This window comes from Streptomyces sp. NPDC000983 (assembly GCF_040299205.1).
GTDB lineage: Bacteria > Actinomycetota > Actinomycetes > Streptomycetales > Streptomycetaceae > Streptomyces.
Window position 1 is genome coordinate 211,108 of record NZ_JBEPBM010000002.1, and the last position, 14,910, is coordinate 226,017.

General features: G+C 69.9%; 11 protein-coding genes. 7 read left to right on the forward strand and 4 right to left on the reverse strand.

The genetic code is table 11. From position 1 onward, the window contains the following. Positions 1–126: 126 nt before the first annotated feature. Complete coding sequence (locus ABT296_RS02990; RefSeq protein WP_351922595.1) at positions 127–1,572, reverse strand: CCA tRNA nucleotidyltransferase; 1,446 nt, start codon at positions 1,570–1,572, stop codon at positions 127–129. A 212-nt stretch (positions 1,573–1,784) separates the two neighbouring features. Between ABT296_RS02990 and ABT296_RS02995 the strand changes: the two genes are divergently transcribed. The 7 genes from ABT296_RS02995 to trxA all read left to right on the forward strand — a co-directional run bounded on the left by ABT296_RS02995 (position 1,785) and on the right by trxA (position 11,618). After that, positions 1,785–4,133: a DUF6049 family protein gene (locus ABT296_RS02995; protein ID WP_351922596.1), complete on the forward strand. Its 2,349-nt coding sequence runs from the start codon at positions 1,785–1,787 to the stop codon at positions 4,131–4,133. Between the two features lie 44 nt (positions 4,134–4,177). Further along, a complete protein-coding gene (gene murJ / locus ABT296_RS03000; RefSeq protein ID WP_351922597.1) occupies positions 4,178–6,454 on the forward strand; it encodes a murein biosynthesis integral membrane protein MurJ in 2,277 nt (758 codons plus the stop codon). Between the two features lie 118 nt (positions 6,455–6,572). Then, entirely contained in the window at positions 6,573–8,273 is a 1,701-nt protein-coding gene (locus tag ABT296_RS03005; protein ID WP_351922598.1) for a protein kinase family protein, read from the forward strand. Positions 8,274–8,427: 154 nt separating this feature from the next. After that, a complete protein-coding gene (sigM, locus tag ABT296_RS03010) occupies positions 8,428–9,153 on the forward strand; it encodes an RNA polymerase sigma factor SigM (protein ID WP_351922599.1) in 726 nt (241 codons plus the stop codon). After that, a complete protein-coding gene (locus ABT296_RS03015; RefSeq protein WP_351922600.1) occupies positions 9,150–10,088 on the forward strand; it encodes an anti-sigma factor family protein in 939 nt (312 codons plus the stop codon). The genes sigM and ABT296_RS03015 overlap by 4 nt, the downstream gene beginning before the upstream one ends. 182 nt (positions 10,089–10,270) lie before the next feature. Beyond that, positions 10,271–11,239, forward strand: a complete 969-nt coding sequence (trxB, locus tag ABT296_RS03020; protein WP_351922601.1) for a thioredoxin-disulfide reductase — start codon at positions 10,271–10,273, stop codon at positions 11,237–11,239. Positions 11,240–11,285: 46 nt separating this feature from the next. Beyond that, the gene (gene trxA, locus ABT296_RS03025) at positions 11,286–11,618 is read left to right on the forward strand and encodes a thioredoxin (protein ID WP_351922602.1); all 333 of its coding nucleotides are present in this window, start codon (positions 11,286–11,288) and stop codon (positions 11,616–11,618) included. A gap of 97 nt (positions 11,619–11,715) precedes the next feature. On the opposite strand, the gene ABT296_RS03030 is transcribed toward trxA, so the two are convergent. The 3 genes from ABT296_RS03030 to ABT296_RS03040 form a co-directional block, all read right to left on the reverse strand. Then, the gene (locus tag ABT296_RS03030; RefSeq protein ID WP_351922603.1) at positions 11,716–12,333 is read right to left on the reverse strand and encodes a GNAT family N-acetyltransferase; all 618 of its coding nucleotides are present in this window, start codon (positions 12,331–12,333) and stop codon (positions 11,716–11,718) included. Between the two features lie 318 nt (positions 12,334–12,651). After that, positions 12,652–13,734 (reverse strand): ParB/RepB/Spo0J family partition protein, encoded by a 1,083-nt coding sequence (locus ABT296_RS03035; protein ID WP_351922604.1) that lies wholly within the window; start codon positions 13,732–13,734, stop codon positions 12,652–12,654. Beyond that, the gene (locus ABT296_RS03040) at positions 13,731–14,804 is read right to left on the reverse strand and encodes a ParA family protein (RefSeq protein WP_351922896.1); all 1,074 of its coding nucleotides are present in this window, start codon (positions 14,802–14,804) and stop codon (positions 13,731–13,733) included. Before ABT296_RS03040 ends, ABT296_RS03035 begins: the two co-directional genes overlap by 4 nt. Positions 14,805–14,910: the final 106 nt, after the last annotated feature.

Below are 14,910 nucleotides of genomic sequence, written 5' to 3' on the forward strand. Positions count from 1 at the left end.
CGCTCCACCGCAGGGGCCATGTTTCACGTGAAACATGGCCCCTGCGCCATGCGCGCACCTGCGGCCGTACGCACTGCACGCACGCGGGGTCATGTTTCACGTGAAACATGACCCCGTTCCGTTGCATCAGGCCTCCTGGGTGGCCCACCACTCCTTGAGCGCCGTCACCGCGGCGTCGTGGCCCATGGGGCCGTTCTCCAGGCGCAGCTCCAGCATGTGCTTGTAGGCGCTGCCGATCACCGGCCCCGGACCGACCCCGAGGATCTGCATGATGTCGTTGCCGTCGAGGTCCGGGCGGATCGAGTCCAGCTCCTCCTGCTCCTGGAGCTGCGCGATGCGCTCCTCCAGGCCGTCGTAGGCCCGGGACAGGGCTGCGGCCTTGCGCTTGTTCCGGGTCGTGCAGTCGGAGCGGGTGAGCTTGTGCAGCCGCTCCAGGAGGGGGCCGCCGTCGCGGACGTAGCGGCGGACGGCGGAGTCGGTCCACTCGCCGGTGCCGTAGCCGTGGAAGCGCAGGTGGAGCTCGACGAGGCGTGAGACGTCCTTCACGAGCTCGTTGGAGTACTTCAGCGCCGTCATGCGCTTCTTCGTCATCTTCGCGCCGACCATCTCGTGGTGGTGGAACGAGACCCGGCCGTCCTTCTCGAAGCGCCGGGTGCGCGGCTTGCCGATGTCGTGCAGCAGCGCGGCCAGCCTGAGGGTCAGGTCGGGCCCTTGCTCCTCCAGCGCCATCGCCTGCTCCAGCACGATCAGCGTGTGCTCGTAGACGTCCTTGTGCCGGTGATGCTCGTCGCTCTCCAGCCGCAGGGCCGGCAGCTCGGGCAGCACCCGATCGGCAAGGCCGGTCTCGACGAGCAGCGTCAGACCCTTACGCGGGTGGGCGGACAGGATGAGCTTGTTCAGCTCGCCCTGAACGCGCTCGGCCGAGACGATCTCGATCCGCTCGGCCATCTCCGTCATGGCCGCCACGACCTCGGGAGCCACCTCGAAGTCCAGCTGAGCCGCGAACCGCGCGGCACGCATCATCCGCAGCGGGTCGTCCGAGAAGGAGGCTTCAGGAGTGCCCGGAGTGCGCAGCACCCGCTCCGCGAGGTCCTCAAGCCCACCGTGCGGGTCGATGAACACCTTCGCCGGCAGCGCGACGGCCATCGCGTTCACCGTGAAGTCACGGCGGACGAGATCCTCCTCGATGGAGTCGCCGTACGACACCTCGGGTTTGCGTGAGGTCCGGTCGTACGCCTCCGACCGGTAGGTGGTGACCTCGATCTGGTAGCCGTCCTTCTGGGCGCCCACCGTGCCGAAGGCGATCCCGACCTCCCAGACGGCGTCCGCCCACGGGCGCACGATCTTCAGGACGTCCTCGGGACGGGCATCGGTCGTGAAGTCCAGATCGTTGCCGAGCCGGCCCAGCAGCGCGTCCCGCACCGACCCGCCGACCAGGGCGAGTGAGAACCCTGCCTCCTCGAAGCGACGGGCGAGGTCGTCGGCGACAGGCGCGACCCGCAGCAGTTCACTCACCGCACGGTGCTGCACCTGGCTCAGGACACTGAGGTTGTCTTCGTTGGCGTTCGGCACAACAAAAGAGAGTACGTGGCCGTAACGGCCCGCAGCGCCTCCATTAAACGTGCACAGAGCCGGCCCGCTTCATACGGGAACATAGGGGACGGCGCGGTGCCCCGCGCCGATCTTGTGGAGCAGTCCGCGGCACTTCCCCTCAGCGGGCATCGTTACCATGCGTGGACGCACATTCCGACGACCACTGACGACGACGAGGGACGGGCGAGCGCGTGGCCGAGGCGGCAGACTTCCAGGGGACCAGTCCCTCACCTGCCCGCCGGTGGCTGCGGCGCACCGGGGCGCTGCTCACCGGCGCCCCCCTGCTGGCGGGTCTCCTCCAGCTGCCCGCGGCGTCCCCCGCCCAGGCCGCCACCGGTGACAGGACCGTCTCCGTCGCTGTCGACTCCCTCACACCGAGCGTCCCCACGGACGGCGACACGGTGACCGTGTCCGGCACGGTCACCAACACCGGCAAGCAGGCCGTCACCGAGGCCCAGGTCGACCTGCGGGTGGGCCAGGAGCTGACCACCCGCTCCGGCATCGACTCCGCCGCCAGGGCCACCGGATCCCAGCCGGGCACCGACGGGCTGCCGCTCGGCGGGAAGTACGTCGAGAAGTTCGCCAAACTCACCCCGGGCGTCTCGCAGCCCTTCTCCATCGAGGTGCCGGTCGACGAACTGGACCTGGGCGGCAACGGGATCTACCAGCTCGCGGTCTCCCTGTCCGGTGAGACGGCCGCCCAGCCGTGGACCCAGGTGCTCGGCGTGCAGCGGACCTTCCTGCCGTACCAGCCCGACGAGGCCGACACCCGGACGAAGACGACCGTGCTGTGGCCGCTGATCTCCACCGTCCACATGACGGCGCAGACGGGGTCCAACGAGTCGCAGACCCCGGTCTTCCGTGACAACGACCTCGCCGCGGAACTCGCGCCGGGCGGCCGGCTGGAGCGGATGGTCTCGCTCGGCAAGGACCTCGACGTGACCTGGGTCGTCGACCCGGACCTCCTGGCCTCCGTCGACGCCATGACCCGCAGCTTCCGCGTCCAGGGCGAGAACGGCACCACCACCCCCGGCACCCGGGCCGACCAGGAGCTCGCCAAGCGCTGGCTCACCGCGCTCCAGGGCGCCGTGCTGGACAACGAGGTCGTCGCGCTGCCCTTCGCCGACCCCGACCTGGCCTCCCTCGCCCACAACGGCACGGCCGTCACGGGCTCCCTGGGCCACCTCAAGGAGGCGACCGACGTCGCCTCCGACACCGTCGAGTCGATCCTGTACGTGGAGCCGACCACCGACTTCGCCTGGCCGGTCGAGGGCGCCGTGGACCCGTCGATCATGAAGGTCGCCACCTCGGCGGGCGCGGACAAGGTGATCGCGCGCAGCGACAGCCTGGACGAGACCTCGGACCTGACCTACACCCCCTCCGCGGCCCGTCCCGTCGGCGGCGGCACGACGGCCGTGGTCGCCGACGCACGGCTGTCCACGGCCTTCCAGGGCGACATGACAAGGGCGTCCACGGCCACACTGGCCCGTCAGCGGTTCCTGGCCCAGAGCCTGGCGCTGAACCTTCAGACGGACAAGCAGCGCAGCATCGTCGTCGCCCCGCAGCGCATGCCGACGGCGGCTCAGGCACAGACGCTGGCCCAGGCGGTGACGGACCTCCAGAACAGCGGCTGGACCGAGTTCCATGACCTCACCACCACTGCCGCGGCCAAGCCCGACCCGGGCGCCACGACCAGGATCCCCTCGAAGTCCGCCTACCCCTCCGCGCTGCGCAAGCAGGAACTCCGGCGCACGGCGTTCGAGCAGATCGCGGTGACCCAGGACAAGCTCGACCGGTTCAAGGTCATCCTCAGCGACAAGTCCCGGGTCGTGACCCCCTTCGGCCGTGCGATGAACCGCGAGATGTCGACCTCCTGGCGCGGCCGGGCCGCCGAGGCGGCCGAGTACCGCGACGAGGTGGAGAGCTACCTGGACTCCCTCGCGGACCAGGTCTCCCTCATCGACAAGTCCGAGGTGAAGCTCTCCGGCCGCAGCGCCACGATCCCCGTGACCGTGCAGAACAACCTGGTGCAGGGCGTCGACGACCTGGTGCTGCGTCTCACCTCGACCAGCCCCCGGCGTCTGAAGATCGGCGGGGACGACTACGAGGAGCAGCCGGTCACGGTCTCCGGCGGCCACAGCCAGACGGTGAAGTTCACCACCTCCGCCGAGGCCAACGGCCAGGGGGAGGTGATCGCACAGCTGTACACACGGGACGGCCAGAAGTACGGTGCCGAGGTCCGGTTCGACGTGAAGGTCACCGAGTTCACGGCAACGGTCATGCTCGTCATCGGCGGCGGTTTCCTCCTCCTGGTCCTCGCCGGGTTCCGCATGTACACCCAGCGCAAGCGGGCCGCCCGGCAGAGCGCGGAGAATGGTCCCGAGACCTCCGACGCGCCTGCCGGCACACCCGAGGAACCAGAGGGTCACAACGACCGCCCCGAGCGGGAGTCCGCCCCGGAGCAGCCGAGTGACCCGGTGCCGGACACCCCAGTGGAAAGCGCGGACCCTTCCGGCACGGGTGAGAGAGTGGACCGTTGAGGATGTCGTGGCCGGTGGGCCCGGGACGATGAGGTGGGGTAACCATGAACGCGCCGTACGACGGTGACCGCGGCCAGGGCGCGGGCAGCCCGGGCCACGCCGAGGGCCCGCCGCCCGAGCACGGCCAGGTGCCGCCGCAGCCCCCCGCGGACATGTACCTCCAGGACGCCTACGACCAGGACCCCTACCGGGCGCAGGACCTCTCCGCCCAGGACCCGGTCGCCGAGGCGCTCTACGACCGCTCCGCGCACCCCCCGCCGCCGCCCGGCACCTACCCGCCCCAGCAGCCCCTGTACGCCCAGCCCCAGCAGTCGCCGTACGCCCCCGACCCCCATGTGTGGGCCCAGACCCCGGCGCCCGAACCGGACGGTGCGACCCAGTACCTGCCGTACGGCGACGATCCGCGCACCACGCAGTACGTGGGCGTGGACGACCTGGTCACGCACTCGGCCGACGAGCGGCACGAGCCGGACGCCTTCGCACACCTCTTCAGGGACCAGCAGCAGGGCGGCGGACGCCCGCCCCACGAGCCCCCGTCGGTGCCCGGCCCCGCCGGTGAGCCCGCGCGGTACCAGCAGCCCCAGGCGCCCGCACAGGGCGGAGCCGGCGAGACCATGAACCTCGGCACCGCACCCGTACCCCCTCCGGCGGCACCGGCTCCGGCCGCTTCCGCCGCCCCCGCCAAGAAGGGCGGGAAGGCCGCGGGACTGCTGAAGTCCAGCGCGGTCATGGCGGCGGGCACGATGGTGTCCCGGCTGACCGGTTTCGTCCGGTCCATGATGATCGTCTCGGCGCTGGGACTCGGTCTGCTCGGTGACTCCTTCCAGGTCGCCTACCAGCTGCCGACGATGATCTACATCCTGACCGTCGGCGGCGGCCTCAACTCCGTCTTCGTGCCGCAGCTGGTCCGCGCGATGAAGGACGACGAGGACGGCGGCGAGGCCTACGCGAACCGCCTGCTGACCCTGGTGATGGTGGCCCTCGCCGCTCTCACCGCGCTCGCGATGGTCGCCGCGCCCCTGCTCGTCAAGGCGCTGTCGGCACCGGTCGCCAACAACCCGGCGGCCAACGACGTGGCCGTCACCTTCACCCGCTACTTCCTGCCCTCGATCTTCTTCATGGGCGTCCATGTGGTGATGGGTCAGATCCTCAACGCGCGCGGCAGGTTCGGCGCGATGATGTGGACCCCCGTCCTGAACAACATCGTCATCATCGTCACGCTCGGCATGTTCCTGTGGGTGTACGGCACCGCGGAGCGCTCCGGCATGGCCGTCACGAACATCCCGCCGGAGGGCCAGCGGCTCCTCGGCATCGGTGTGCTGCTCGGCCTGGTCGTCCAGGCCCTGGCGATGATCCCGTACCTGCGGGAGACGGGCTTCCGGCTGCGGCTGCGCTTCGACTGGAAGGGCCACGGGCTGGGCAAGGCGGCGATGCTCGCCAAGTGGACGATCCTGTTCGTCCTCGCCAACCAGGCCGGCGCGCTCGTGGTCACCCAGCTGTCCACCGCGGCCGGAGTCGACTCCGACGTCGACGGAACCGGCTTCGCCGCCTACGCCAACGCCCAGCTGATCTGGGGCCTGCCGCAGGCCATCATCACCGTCTCGCTGATGGCCGCCCTCCTGCCGCGCCTGTCGCGCTCGGCCGCCGAGGGCGACGGCGGTGCCGTCCGCGACGACATCTCCCAGGGCCTGCGCACGACGGCGGTCGCCATCGTCCCCATCGCCTTCGGGTTCCTGGCGCTCGGCATCCCGATGTGCACGCTGATGTTCGGCTCCTCCGGCACCAGCGAAGCCACCAACATGGGCTACATGCTGATGGCCTTCGGCCTCGGCCTCATCCCCTACTCGGTGCAGTACGTGGTGCTGCGTGCCTTCTACGCCTACGAGGACACCCGCACCCCCTTCTACAACACGGTCATCGTGGCGGCCGTCAACGCCGTCGCCTCGGCCGTCTGCTTCTTCGTCATCCCCGCCCGCTGGGCCGTCGTCGGCATGGCCGCCGCGTACGGACTGGCCTACGCGATCGGCGTCGGCGTCGCCTGGAGCAGACTGCGCCGCAAGCTCGGCGGGGACCTCGACGGCGCCCGGGTGATGCGCACCTACGCCAGGCTCTGCATCGCCTCGGTGCCGGCGGCACTGCTCTCCGGCGCCGTCTGCTACGGGGTCGCGCAGGTCCTCGGCCAGGGTGTGGCCGGCTCGTTCGCCGCACTGATCGTCGGTGGCGCCGTCCTTCTGGGGGTCTTCTTCGTCGCCGCGCGCAAGATGCGCATCGAGGAGCTGAACTCGCTGGTGGGCATGGTCCGTGGGCGTCTGGGACGCTGAGCCCGGGGTACGCGCACAACCATCGTTCGCCACCGTGTGTCGTGCATAGCGGCGGACTGTGGGCACAATTGGTCTCGGCGTTTCAAGGCGCGCGGAGTAAGGGGAGGCAGGAGCGACGGTGGCGGAACGGAGCACGGCTGCCGTTGACGTGGAGGACACCAGCGGCGACGAGTCGCTGACCGCGCAGGCGGACCAGTCCACGGCCGACGGGGTGGCCCAGAATCGGGAGCTGGACACGGACACCGACGAGGCACAGGGGAGTGGCGGGACCGCGAGTCCCGAGAAGGCCTCACCACCCGAACTGCACAGCGGGCACAAGCTCGCCAGGCGCTACCGCCTGGAGGAGTGCGTCACCCGTCTGGACGGATTCAGCAGTTGGCGTGCGGTGGACGAGAAGCTGCGGCGTGCCGTGGGCGTCCACCTCCTGCCCGCCGACCACGTCCGCGCCCGCTCCGTACTGGCGGCGGCCCGGTCCTCCGCGCTGCTCGGCGACCCCCGGTTCGTCCAGGTCCTCGACGCGGTCGAGGAGAACGACCTCGTCTACGTCGTCCACGAGTGGCTGCCCGACGCCACCGAGCTGACGACCCTGCTGTCGGCCGGCCCGCTGGAGCCGTACGACGGCTACCAGATGGTCTCCCAGGTGGCCGCCGCCATGGCCGCGGCGCACCGGGAGGGCCTCGCGCATCTGCGGCTGAACCCCAACGCGGTGCTGCGCACCTCCACCGGCCAGTGGCGCATCCGCGGTCTCGCCGTCAACGCCGCCCTGCGCGGCGTCAGTTCCGACACCCCGCAGCGCACGGACACCGAGGCGATCGGCGCGCTGCTGTACGCGGCGCTGACCCAGCGCTGGCCGTACGAGAACGACGCCTACGGTCTGACCGGGCTGCCCAAGGACGTCGGTCTGGTCGCCCCCGACCAGGTCCGTGCGGGCGTCCACCGCGGTCTGTCCGAGCTGTCCATGCGCGCGCTCGCCAACGACGGCGCGACCGCCTCCCGCCACGAGTCGGCGTGCACGACGCCGGAGGAACTGGTCAAGGCGATCAGCGAGATGCCTCGCATCCGCCCGCCGGAGCCCACGTTCACCGCCCCGCCGGACTACCAGCGCACGACGTACCAACAGGGCAACTACGGCCGCCAGGCGCCGCGTCCCGGTGCCACGCAGCCGGTGCCGGCCCCGCCGCTGCCGCTGCAGAGCCGCACGGGCAAGGCACTGAAGTGGGCCGTGTCGGCGCTGCTCATCGCCGCCCTGGGCCTGGGCAGCTGGCAGTTGGCGGACGCCCTGATGGACCGCAGCGGCAAGGCCGAGGACACCAACCAGACCCAGACGACGGACGGCGGCGACAAGAGCCCGAAGAAGCCCACCGTCGGCAAGCCGATCGCGATCCAGGACGCACAGGACTTCGACCCGTTCGGCGACGACCGCTCCGAGTACCCGGAGAACGTGGGCAAGGTCTACGACGGCGACCCGAGTTCGTACTGGCAGACCAGCTACTACGCCGGCGCCAGGTTCGGCAATCTCAAGTCGGGTGTGGGGGTCGTCCTCGATCTCGGCAAGGCTCAGCAGGTCGGCAAGGTGACCGTCAGCTTCCAGGGGAGCACCTCGGTCGAACTGCGTGCGGCGTCCGGCGACGCCGGCGCGATGCCGACGTCGCTCGACGGCTACGCCAAGGTCGCCGACGGCTCCGGGACGAGCGTGACGCTCAAGCCGGGCAAGAGCGTCAGCACCCGCTACCTGCTGGTGTGGCTCACCGAGCTGCCCATACAGGCGGACGACGGAAAGTGGCGAGGCAGGGTCATGGACATCAAGGTGACCAGCTGACGTCTCGAGCGGGCCGGCCCGAGGTCTTCCAGGACCACGGTCCGGCCCCTTTCGTCATTCGGCGGCGAGCGCCGTGTGGCATTCTGGCGATCGGGCCTACAAGTCGGGTTGCCGTCATCGCGAGTTGCCTCCCCTAGGGAGTCGGGGGATACGTGTGGATAGCGGATCGAGCCGAGCCGATCTCTCGGACGCCGATCTCCTGGCGCGCCATGTAGAGGGCGACAAGGACGCCTTCGCCGAGCTCGTGCGTCGGCACCGTGACCGGCTCTGGGCCGTCGCGCTGCGTACGCTGGGCGACCGTGAGGAAGCCGCGGACGCCGTCCAGGACGCGCTCGTCTCCGCTTACCGGGCCGCGCACACCTTCCGCGGCCAGTCGGCCGTCACGACCTGGCTGCACCGGATCACCGTGAACGCCTGCCTCGACCGGGCCCGCAAGGCCGCCTCCCGCAAGACCTCCCCCGTCGACGACACCGAGCGGCTGGAACAGCTCCTGGAGCCGCACGAGTCGGCCGCGGCGCCGGCCGAGCGCAACGATCTGCACCGGCAGTTGCTGGAGGCGCTCGGCACTCTCCCGCCCGACCAACGCGCCGCCCTCGTCCTCGTCGACATGCAGGGCTATCCCGTCGCCGAGGCGGCCCGGATCCTGGACGTCCCCACCGGGACGGTGAAGAGCCGGTGCGCCCGGGGCCGCGCCCGGCTGCTGCCGCTCCTGACCCATCTGCGGCCGGAAAGAACCGGTGGCGCCGACGGACCGGGCGGGGGACGGAACCACGGGGCGGGTACATCCGTCCCACCGGCAGCGGGACCCCGGGGCGCGGACCCCGGCGACAACGGGCCAAGTGATCCAACGGCTGTGAAGGGCGGAGGTGGGCGAGCGTGACGCCGACGACAGACACGGCCGGACACCCGGACGTCACCGAACTCTCCGACCTCACCGAGGGCCTGCTGCCCGAGTCCCGGAGCACTGACGTACGGCGGCACCTCGACGGGTGCGAACTCTGCGCCGACGTCCACGCGTCGCTGGAGGAGATCCGTGGGCTGCTCGGAGCGCTGCCCGAGCCGATGGAGATGCCCGACGACGTAGTGGAGCGCATCGAGGCCGCCCTCACGGCAGAGGCGGAGGCGGAGGCAGAGGCAGGGGATGCGGACCAGGACGACACGGACGCGACCGTGATCCCGGCCGCTGTGCTCGGCGAGCGCCGAGGCGCCGACAGCAGCGACGGTGTTTCACGTGAAACATCACCGCCGGCCGACCGTCCCGCGGGCCACGCCCGTGCCTCGACCACCGGACCCGGGCGCAAGGGCCACCGCCGGGGCGGGCGCCGACGGGTCGCCGTCCTCGGCACCGTCTTCACGGTCGCGGCGCTCGGCCTCGGCTCGGTTCTGCTCACCTCGCTCAACGATTCCACCGGTGGCCCCGAAGGTGACGGCGGTCAGTCGACCGCCGCGGACACCTTCGCCGCGGGCACCCTCGAGAACCAGGTGTCGGACCTCCTCGCGAAGACAGCGAGCGGGGGGCACACTCCCCGCAACAGCGTGAGCAGCATGGAATCCGTGCCCGGTTCCAAGGAGCCCCACGTCTTCAAGCAGACCACGGTTCCCGGCTGCGTCCAGGAGGGCATCGGGCGCAACGACACCGCCCTCGCCACCGAGGAAGGCGTCTACCAGGGCACCGAAGCGCTCCTCGTCGTCCTGCCCGAGCCGGGGGACAGCACCAAAGTCACCGCCTACGTCGTCGCCACCGGCTGTGTGGACGACCCCTCCATGGGCAAGGGCGAAGTGCTGCTGAAGCACACCTACACACGGACCTCCTGAGCACCTGCTCGGCCCGCGGACGCTTCGTCTCCGTCCCTCGTGGTATGCGCTACGGTGTCGCCCCTCCGTGTGCCCGGACACAGCGGGAATGCACGCCCCTTAGGATCCGTTGGGTGGGGTGAGAGTTCTGAGAGGGGCTCCCACCGGACCTATGACGCAGTCCAGAGACGAGGAATCAAGCCGTGAGCGACGTCCGTAACGTGATCATCATCGGCTCCGGGCCCGCCGGCTACACGGCGGCGCTCTACACCGCGCGCGCGTCGCTGAAGCCGCTGGTGTTCGAGGGCGCCGTCACCGCCGGTGGCGCGCTGATGAACACCACCGAGGTCGAGAACTTCCCCGGCTTCCAGGACGGCATCATGGGCCCCGAGCTCATGGACAACATGCGCGGCCAGGCCGAGCGCTTCGGCGCCGAACTGATTCCGGACGACATCGTCTCCGTCGACCTCACCGGTGAGATCAAGACCGTCACCGACACCGCCGGCACGGTGCACCGGGCCAAGGCCGTCATCGTCACCACCGGCTCCCAGCACCGCAAGCTCGGCCTGCCCAACGAGGACGCCCTCTCCGGTCGGGGTGTCTCCTGGTGCGCCACCTGCGACGGCTTCTTCTTCAAGGACCACGACATCGCCGTGATCGGCGGCGGCGACACCGCGATGGAGGAGGCGACCTTCCTCTCGCGCTTCGCCAAGTCCGTGACGATCGTCCACCGTCGTGACTCCCTGCGCGCCTCGAAGGCCATGCAGGACCGCGCCTTCGCCGACCCGAAGATCAAGTTCGTCTGGGACAGCGAGGTCGCCGAGGTCCAGGGCGACCAGAAGCTCGCGGCGCTGAAGCTGCGGAACGTCAAGACCGGCGAACTCTCCGACCTGCCGGTGACCGGTCTGTTCATCGCGATCGGTCACGACCCGCGCACCGAGCTGTTCAAGGGCCAGCTGGACCTGGACGCCGAGGGCTACCTCAAGGTCGACGCCCCCTCCACCCGCACCAACATCACCGGTGTCTTCGCCGCCGGCGACGTGGTCGACCACACCTACCGTCAGGCGATCACCGCGGCCGGCACCGGCTGTTCGGCCGCGCTCGACGCCGAGCGCTTCCTCGCCGCCCTCGCGGACGAGGAGAACGCCGAGCCCGCGACGACGACCGTCTGACAACTCACCCGCCCTCCCCACGCACCAACCAGTTAAGGAGCCCGCCGTGGCCGGCACTCTGAAGAACGTGACCGACGACTCCTTCGAGCAGGACGTCATCAAGAACGACAAGCCCGTCCTGGTGGACTTCTGGGCCGCCTGGTGCGGTCCCTGCCGCCAGATCGCGCCGTCCCTCGAGGCCATTGCCGCCGAGTACGGCGACAAGATCGAGATCGTCAAGCTCAACATCGACGAGAACCCGGGTACGGCCGCCAAGTACGGCGTCATGTCCATCCCGACGCTCAACGTCTACCAGAACGGCGAGGTCGCCAAGACCATCGTCGGCGCCAAGCCGAAGGCCGCGATCCTCCGCGACCTGGAGGACTTCATCGCCGAGTAGGCGTTGTTCCAGAGCGCCGAGTGGCGATGTTTCACGTGAAACACGAATGGGCCAACCCCGAGGGTTGGCCCATTTCGCTTGTCCGCCCCGCGTGACGTCACAGCGGGCGGAGCACCGGCTCCTTCTGCACGGCCCCCAGCAGCCGGTCCAGGGCCATCTCCACGTCTTCCTTCCACGACAGCGTCGTCCGCAGCTCCAGCCTCAGCCTCGGATGCGTGGGATGAGGCCGTACCGTCTTGAAGCCCACCGCCAGCAGATGATCGGCGGGAAGCACACAGGCGGGCTCCTTCCAGCGCGCGTCCCCGAACGCCTCGATCGCCTTGAAGCCCCGCCGCAGAAGATCCTTGGCGACCGTCTGGACCATCACCCGCCCCAGTCCCTGTCCCTGATATCCGGGCATGATGAACGACGTCATCAGCTGCACCGCATCCGGTGAGACCGGACTCGTGGGGAACGCGGTGGAGCGGGGGACGTACGCCGGAGGCGCGTACAGGGCGAAGCCCACCGGGATGTCATCGACATAGACGACCCGACCGCAGGATCCCCAGTCCAGCAGGACGGCCGAGATCCAGCCCTCCTTCTCCAGCGCCGGAGTGCCGGCGGCTACCGCGGCCTTGCCGCTGACGGGATCCAGTTCCCAGAAGACACACATGCGGCAACGCCGGGGAAGGTCCTGAAGGTTGTCCAGCGTGAGCGGTACGAGCCGACGCCCCATGAAGGCTGATCCTCGCTTCTCGCGCCCGCAGCGTCACGGGCGGCTGTCAGGGCGCTCCGTTCCCTGAGCAGGCTGCCGACGAATCCGCCGACCGCGCCCAGGCCCAAGCCCGCGCTCACCAGTCCGGTCCGGCTCACCGTTCGCATGGCCCCCGCCTCCCCTAGGAAATGCCGTCAGGTGGATGCGCCATACCCGTGGGCATCGTATCCACCATGCGAACGACCCGGTACCGCCGGAAAGCAAAGGGCGGGCCGTGTTCCGGTAGTCCCGGACACGGCCCGCCCTCCGATGGCCGACGACGGCGCACGGGCTCCGAGATCAGTCCTCGGAGTCCTCCGCACCGTCCTCCATGAGGCTCTTCTGCAGGGCGAGCCGCTCGCCCGGCGCCAGCGTGTTGAGGATGCGCTCAAGGTCGTCCGGCGAGGCGAACTCGACGGTGATCTTGCCCTTCTTCTGACCGAGCTCGACCTTCACCCGCGTCTCGAAACGGTCCGAGAGACGCGTCGCCAGATCGGTCAGAGCCGGGGAGACCCGGGCCCCCGCACGCGGGCCCTTGGCCCTCGGAGCCTTCTGGGCCCGCGAGCCCATCAGCGTCACGATCTCCTCGACCGACCGCACGGACAGCCCTTCGGCGACGACCCGGTACGCCAGCCGTTCCTGCTCCTCCGGGTCATCCACCGAGAGCAGCGCCCGGGCGTGCCCGGCGGAGAGAACACCGGCGGCCACCCGGTTCTGCACCTTCGGCGACAGCTTCAGCAGCCGCAGGGTGTTGGAGACCTGCGGACGGGACCGGCCGATGCGGTCCGCCAGCTGGTCGTGCGTGCAGTTGAAGTCCTTCAGCAGCTGGTCGTAGGCGGCGGCCTCCTCCAGCGGGTTCAGCTGAGCGCGGTGCAGGTTCTCCAGCAGCGCGTCCAGCAGGAGCTTCTCGTCGTCCGTGGCCCGCACGATCGCGGGGATGGCCTCCAGGCCGGCCTCACGGCACGCCCGCCACCGCCGCTCACCCATGATGAGCTCGTAGCGGCCCGGAGCCAGCTGCCGTACGACGACCGGCTGGAGCAGGCCCACCTCCTGGATGGAGGTGATGAGTTCTTGCAGCGCGTCCTCGTCGAAGACCTCACGCGGCTGGCGCGGGTTCGGCGTGATCGAGTCCAGAGGCAGCTCGGCGAAGTGGGCGCCCAGGGGAGGCGCGGGCATGTCCGCGCCGTTCACCGACGGCTCCTCCGCCTCGTGCGTCACGGGCGGCAGCGCGGCCACCTTCGCCGCGGCCACACCACGGTCGGTGAGCACGGGGACGGCAGCAGGCGCGGGAGCGCTCGCCGCCTGAGCCGCTGTGCTCTCCGCCGGCCCAGGGATCAGCGCGCCAAGGCCGCGGCCCAGGCCAATCCTCCGTCGGTCGCTCACTGGATGCCCTCCACCATGCTCGGGTCGTTCTGGGCGCCTGCGTGGGCGTGCGTCGCGTCGTAGCGGACGCCGACACCCCTCAGCGCGATTTCTCGTGCCGCCTCAAGATAGGACAGCGCACCGCTGGATCCGGGATCGTACGTCAGCACCGTCTGTCCATAGCTCGGCGCCTCGGAGATCCGCACCGAGCGGGGAATGCTCGTGCGCAGCACCTCCTCGCCGAAGTGGCTGCGGACCTCGTCCGCGACCTGGGACGCCAGCCGAGTACGGCCGTCGTACATGGTGAGCAGGATCGTCGAGACATGGAGGTTGGGGTTGAGGTGCCCACGGACCAGGTCGACGTTGCGCAGCAGCTGACCCAGGCCCTCCAGCGCGTAGTACTCGCACTGGATCGGGATCAGGACCTCCTGCCCGGCCACCATCGCGTTGACCGTCAGCAGGCCGAGCGAGGGCGGGCAGTCGATGAGGATGTAGTCGAGCGGCTGCTCATAGGCCTGGATGGCCCGCTGGAGCCGGCTCTCCCGCGCCACCAGCGACACCAGCTCGATCTCCGCGCCGGCCAGGTCGATCGTGGCGGGGGCACAGAAGAGACCCTCCACATCGGGGACCGGCTGGACGACCTCGGCGAGCGGCCTGCTCTCGACCAGCACGTCGTAGATCGACGGAACTTCCGCGTGATGGTCGATGCCCAGGGCGGTGGACGCGTTGCCTTGAGGGTCGAGGTCGATCACCAGGACACGGGCACCGTGCAGAGCCAGTGAAGCGGCAAGGTTGACGGTCGTCGTCGTCTTGCCCACGCCACCCTTCTGGTTGGCGACCACGATGAACCGGGTCTGCTCGGGTCGTGGCAGACCCTCCCCGGCACGACCGAGAGCCTCCACCGCCAGTTGGGCGGCACGACCGATCGGAGTGTCGTCCAGCGGGGGCGGTGTTTCACGTGAAACATCCTCCCCCATCGACTCGGTACGGGGACCGGGGACCGGATCGGTCATCGGTCCCGCGATGTTGGCGTCGGACCGCAAGGATTCACTCTCCTCGACTTCAGGCTCGCAATGAACAGAGCCTCCCATGCCTTCGGGGTCGTGAACCAGTGAGCCCTGGTGTTCTGTGGAGAAATCCACCTCTGTGGACAACTCCGTGCCCTCCACGAGGGACGCAGAGTTATCACGAGAAGGC

Excerpts from the sequence above, each read along its gene's own strand:
- murJ (WP_351922597.1), top strand. The coding sequence starts at position 4,178 with ATGAACGCGCCGTACGACGGTGACCGCGGCCAGGGCGCGGGCAGCCCG.
- ABT296_RS03030 (WP_351922603.1), bottom strand. The coding sequence starts at position 12,333 with ATGGGGCGTCGGCTCGTACCGCTCACGCTGGACAACCTTCAGGACCTT.
- ABT296_RS03040 (WP_351922896.1), bottom strand. The coding sequence starts at position 14,804 with ATGGGAGGCTCTGTTCATTGCGAGCCTGAAGTCGAGGAGAGTGAATCC.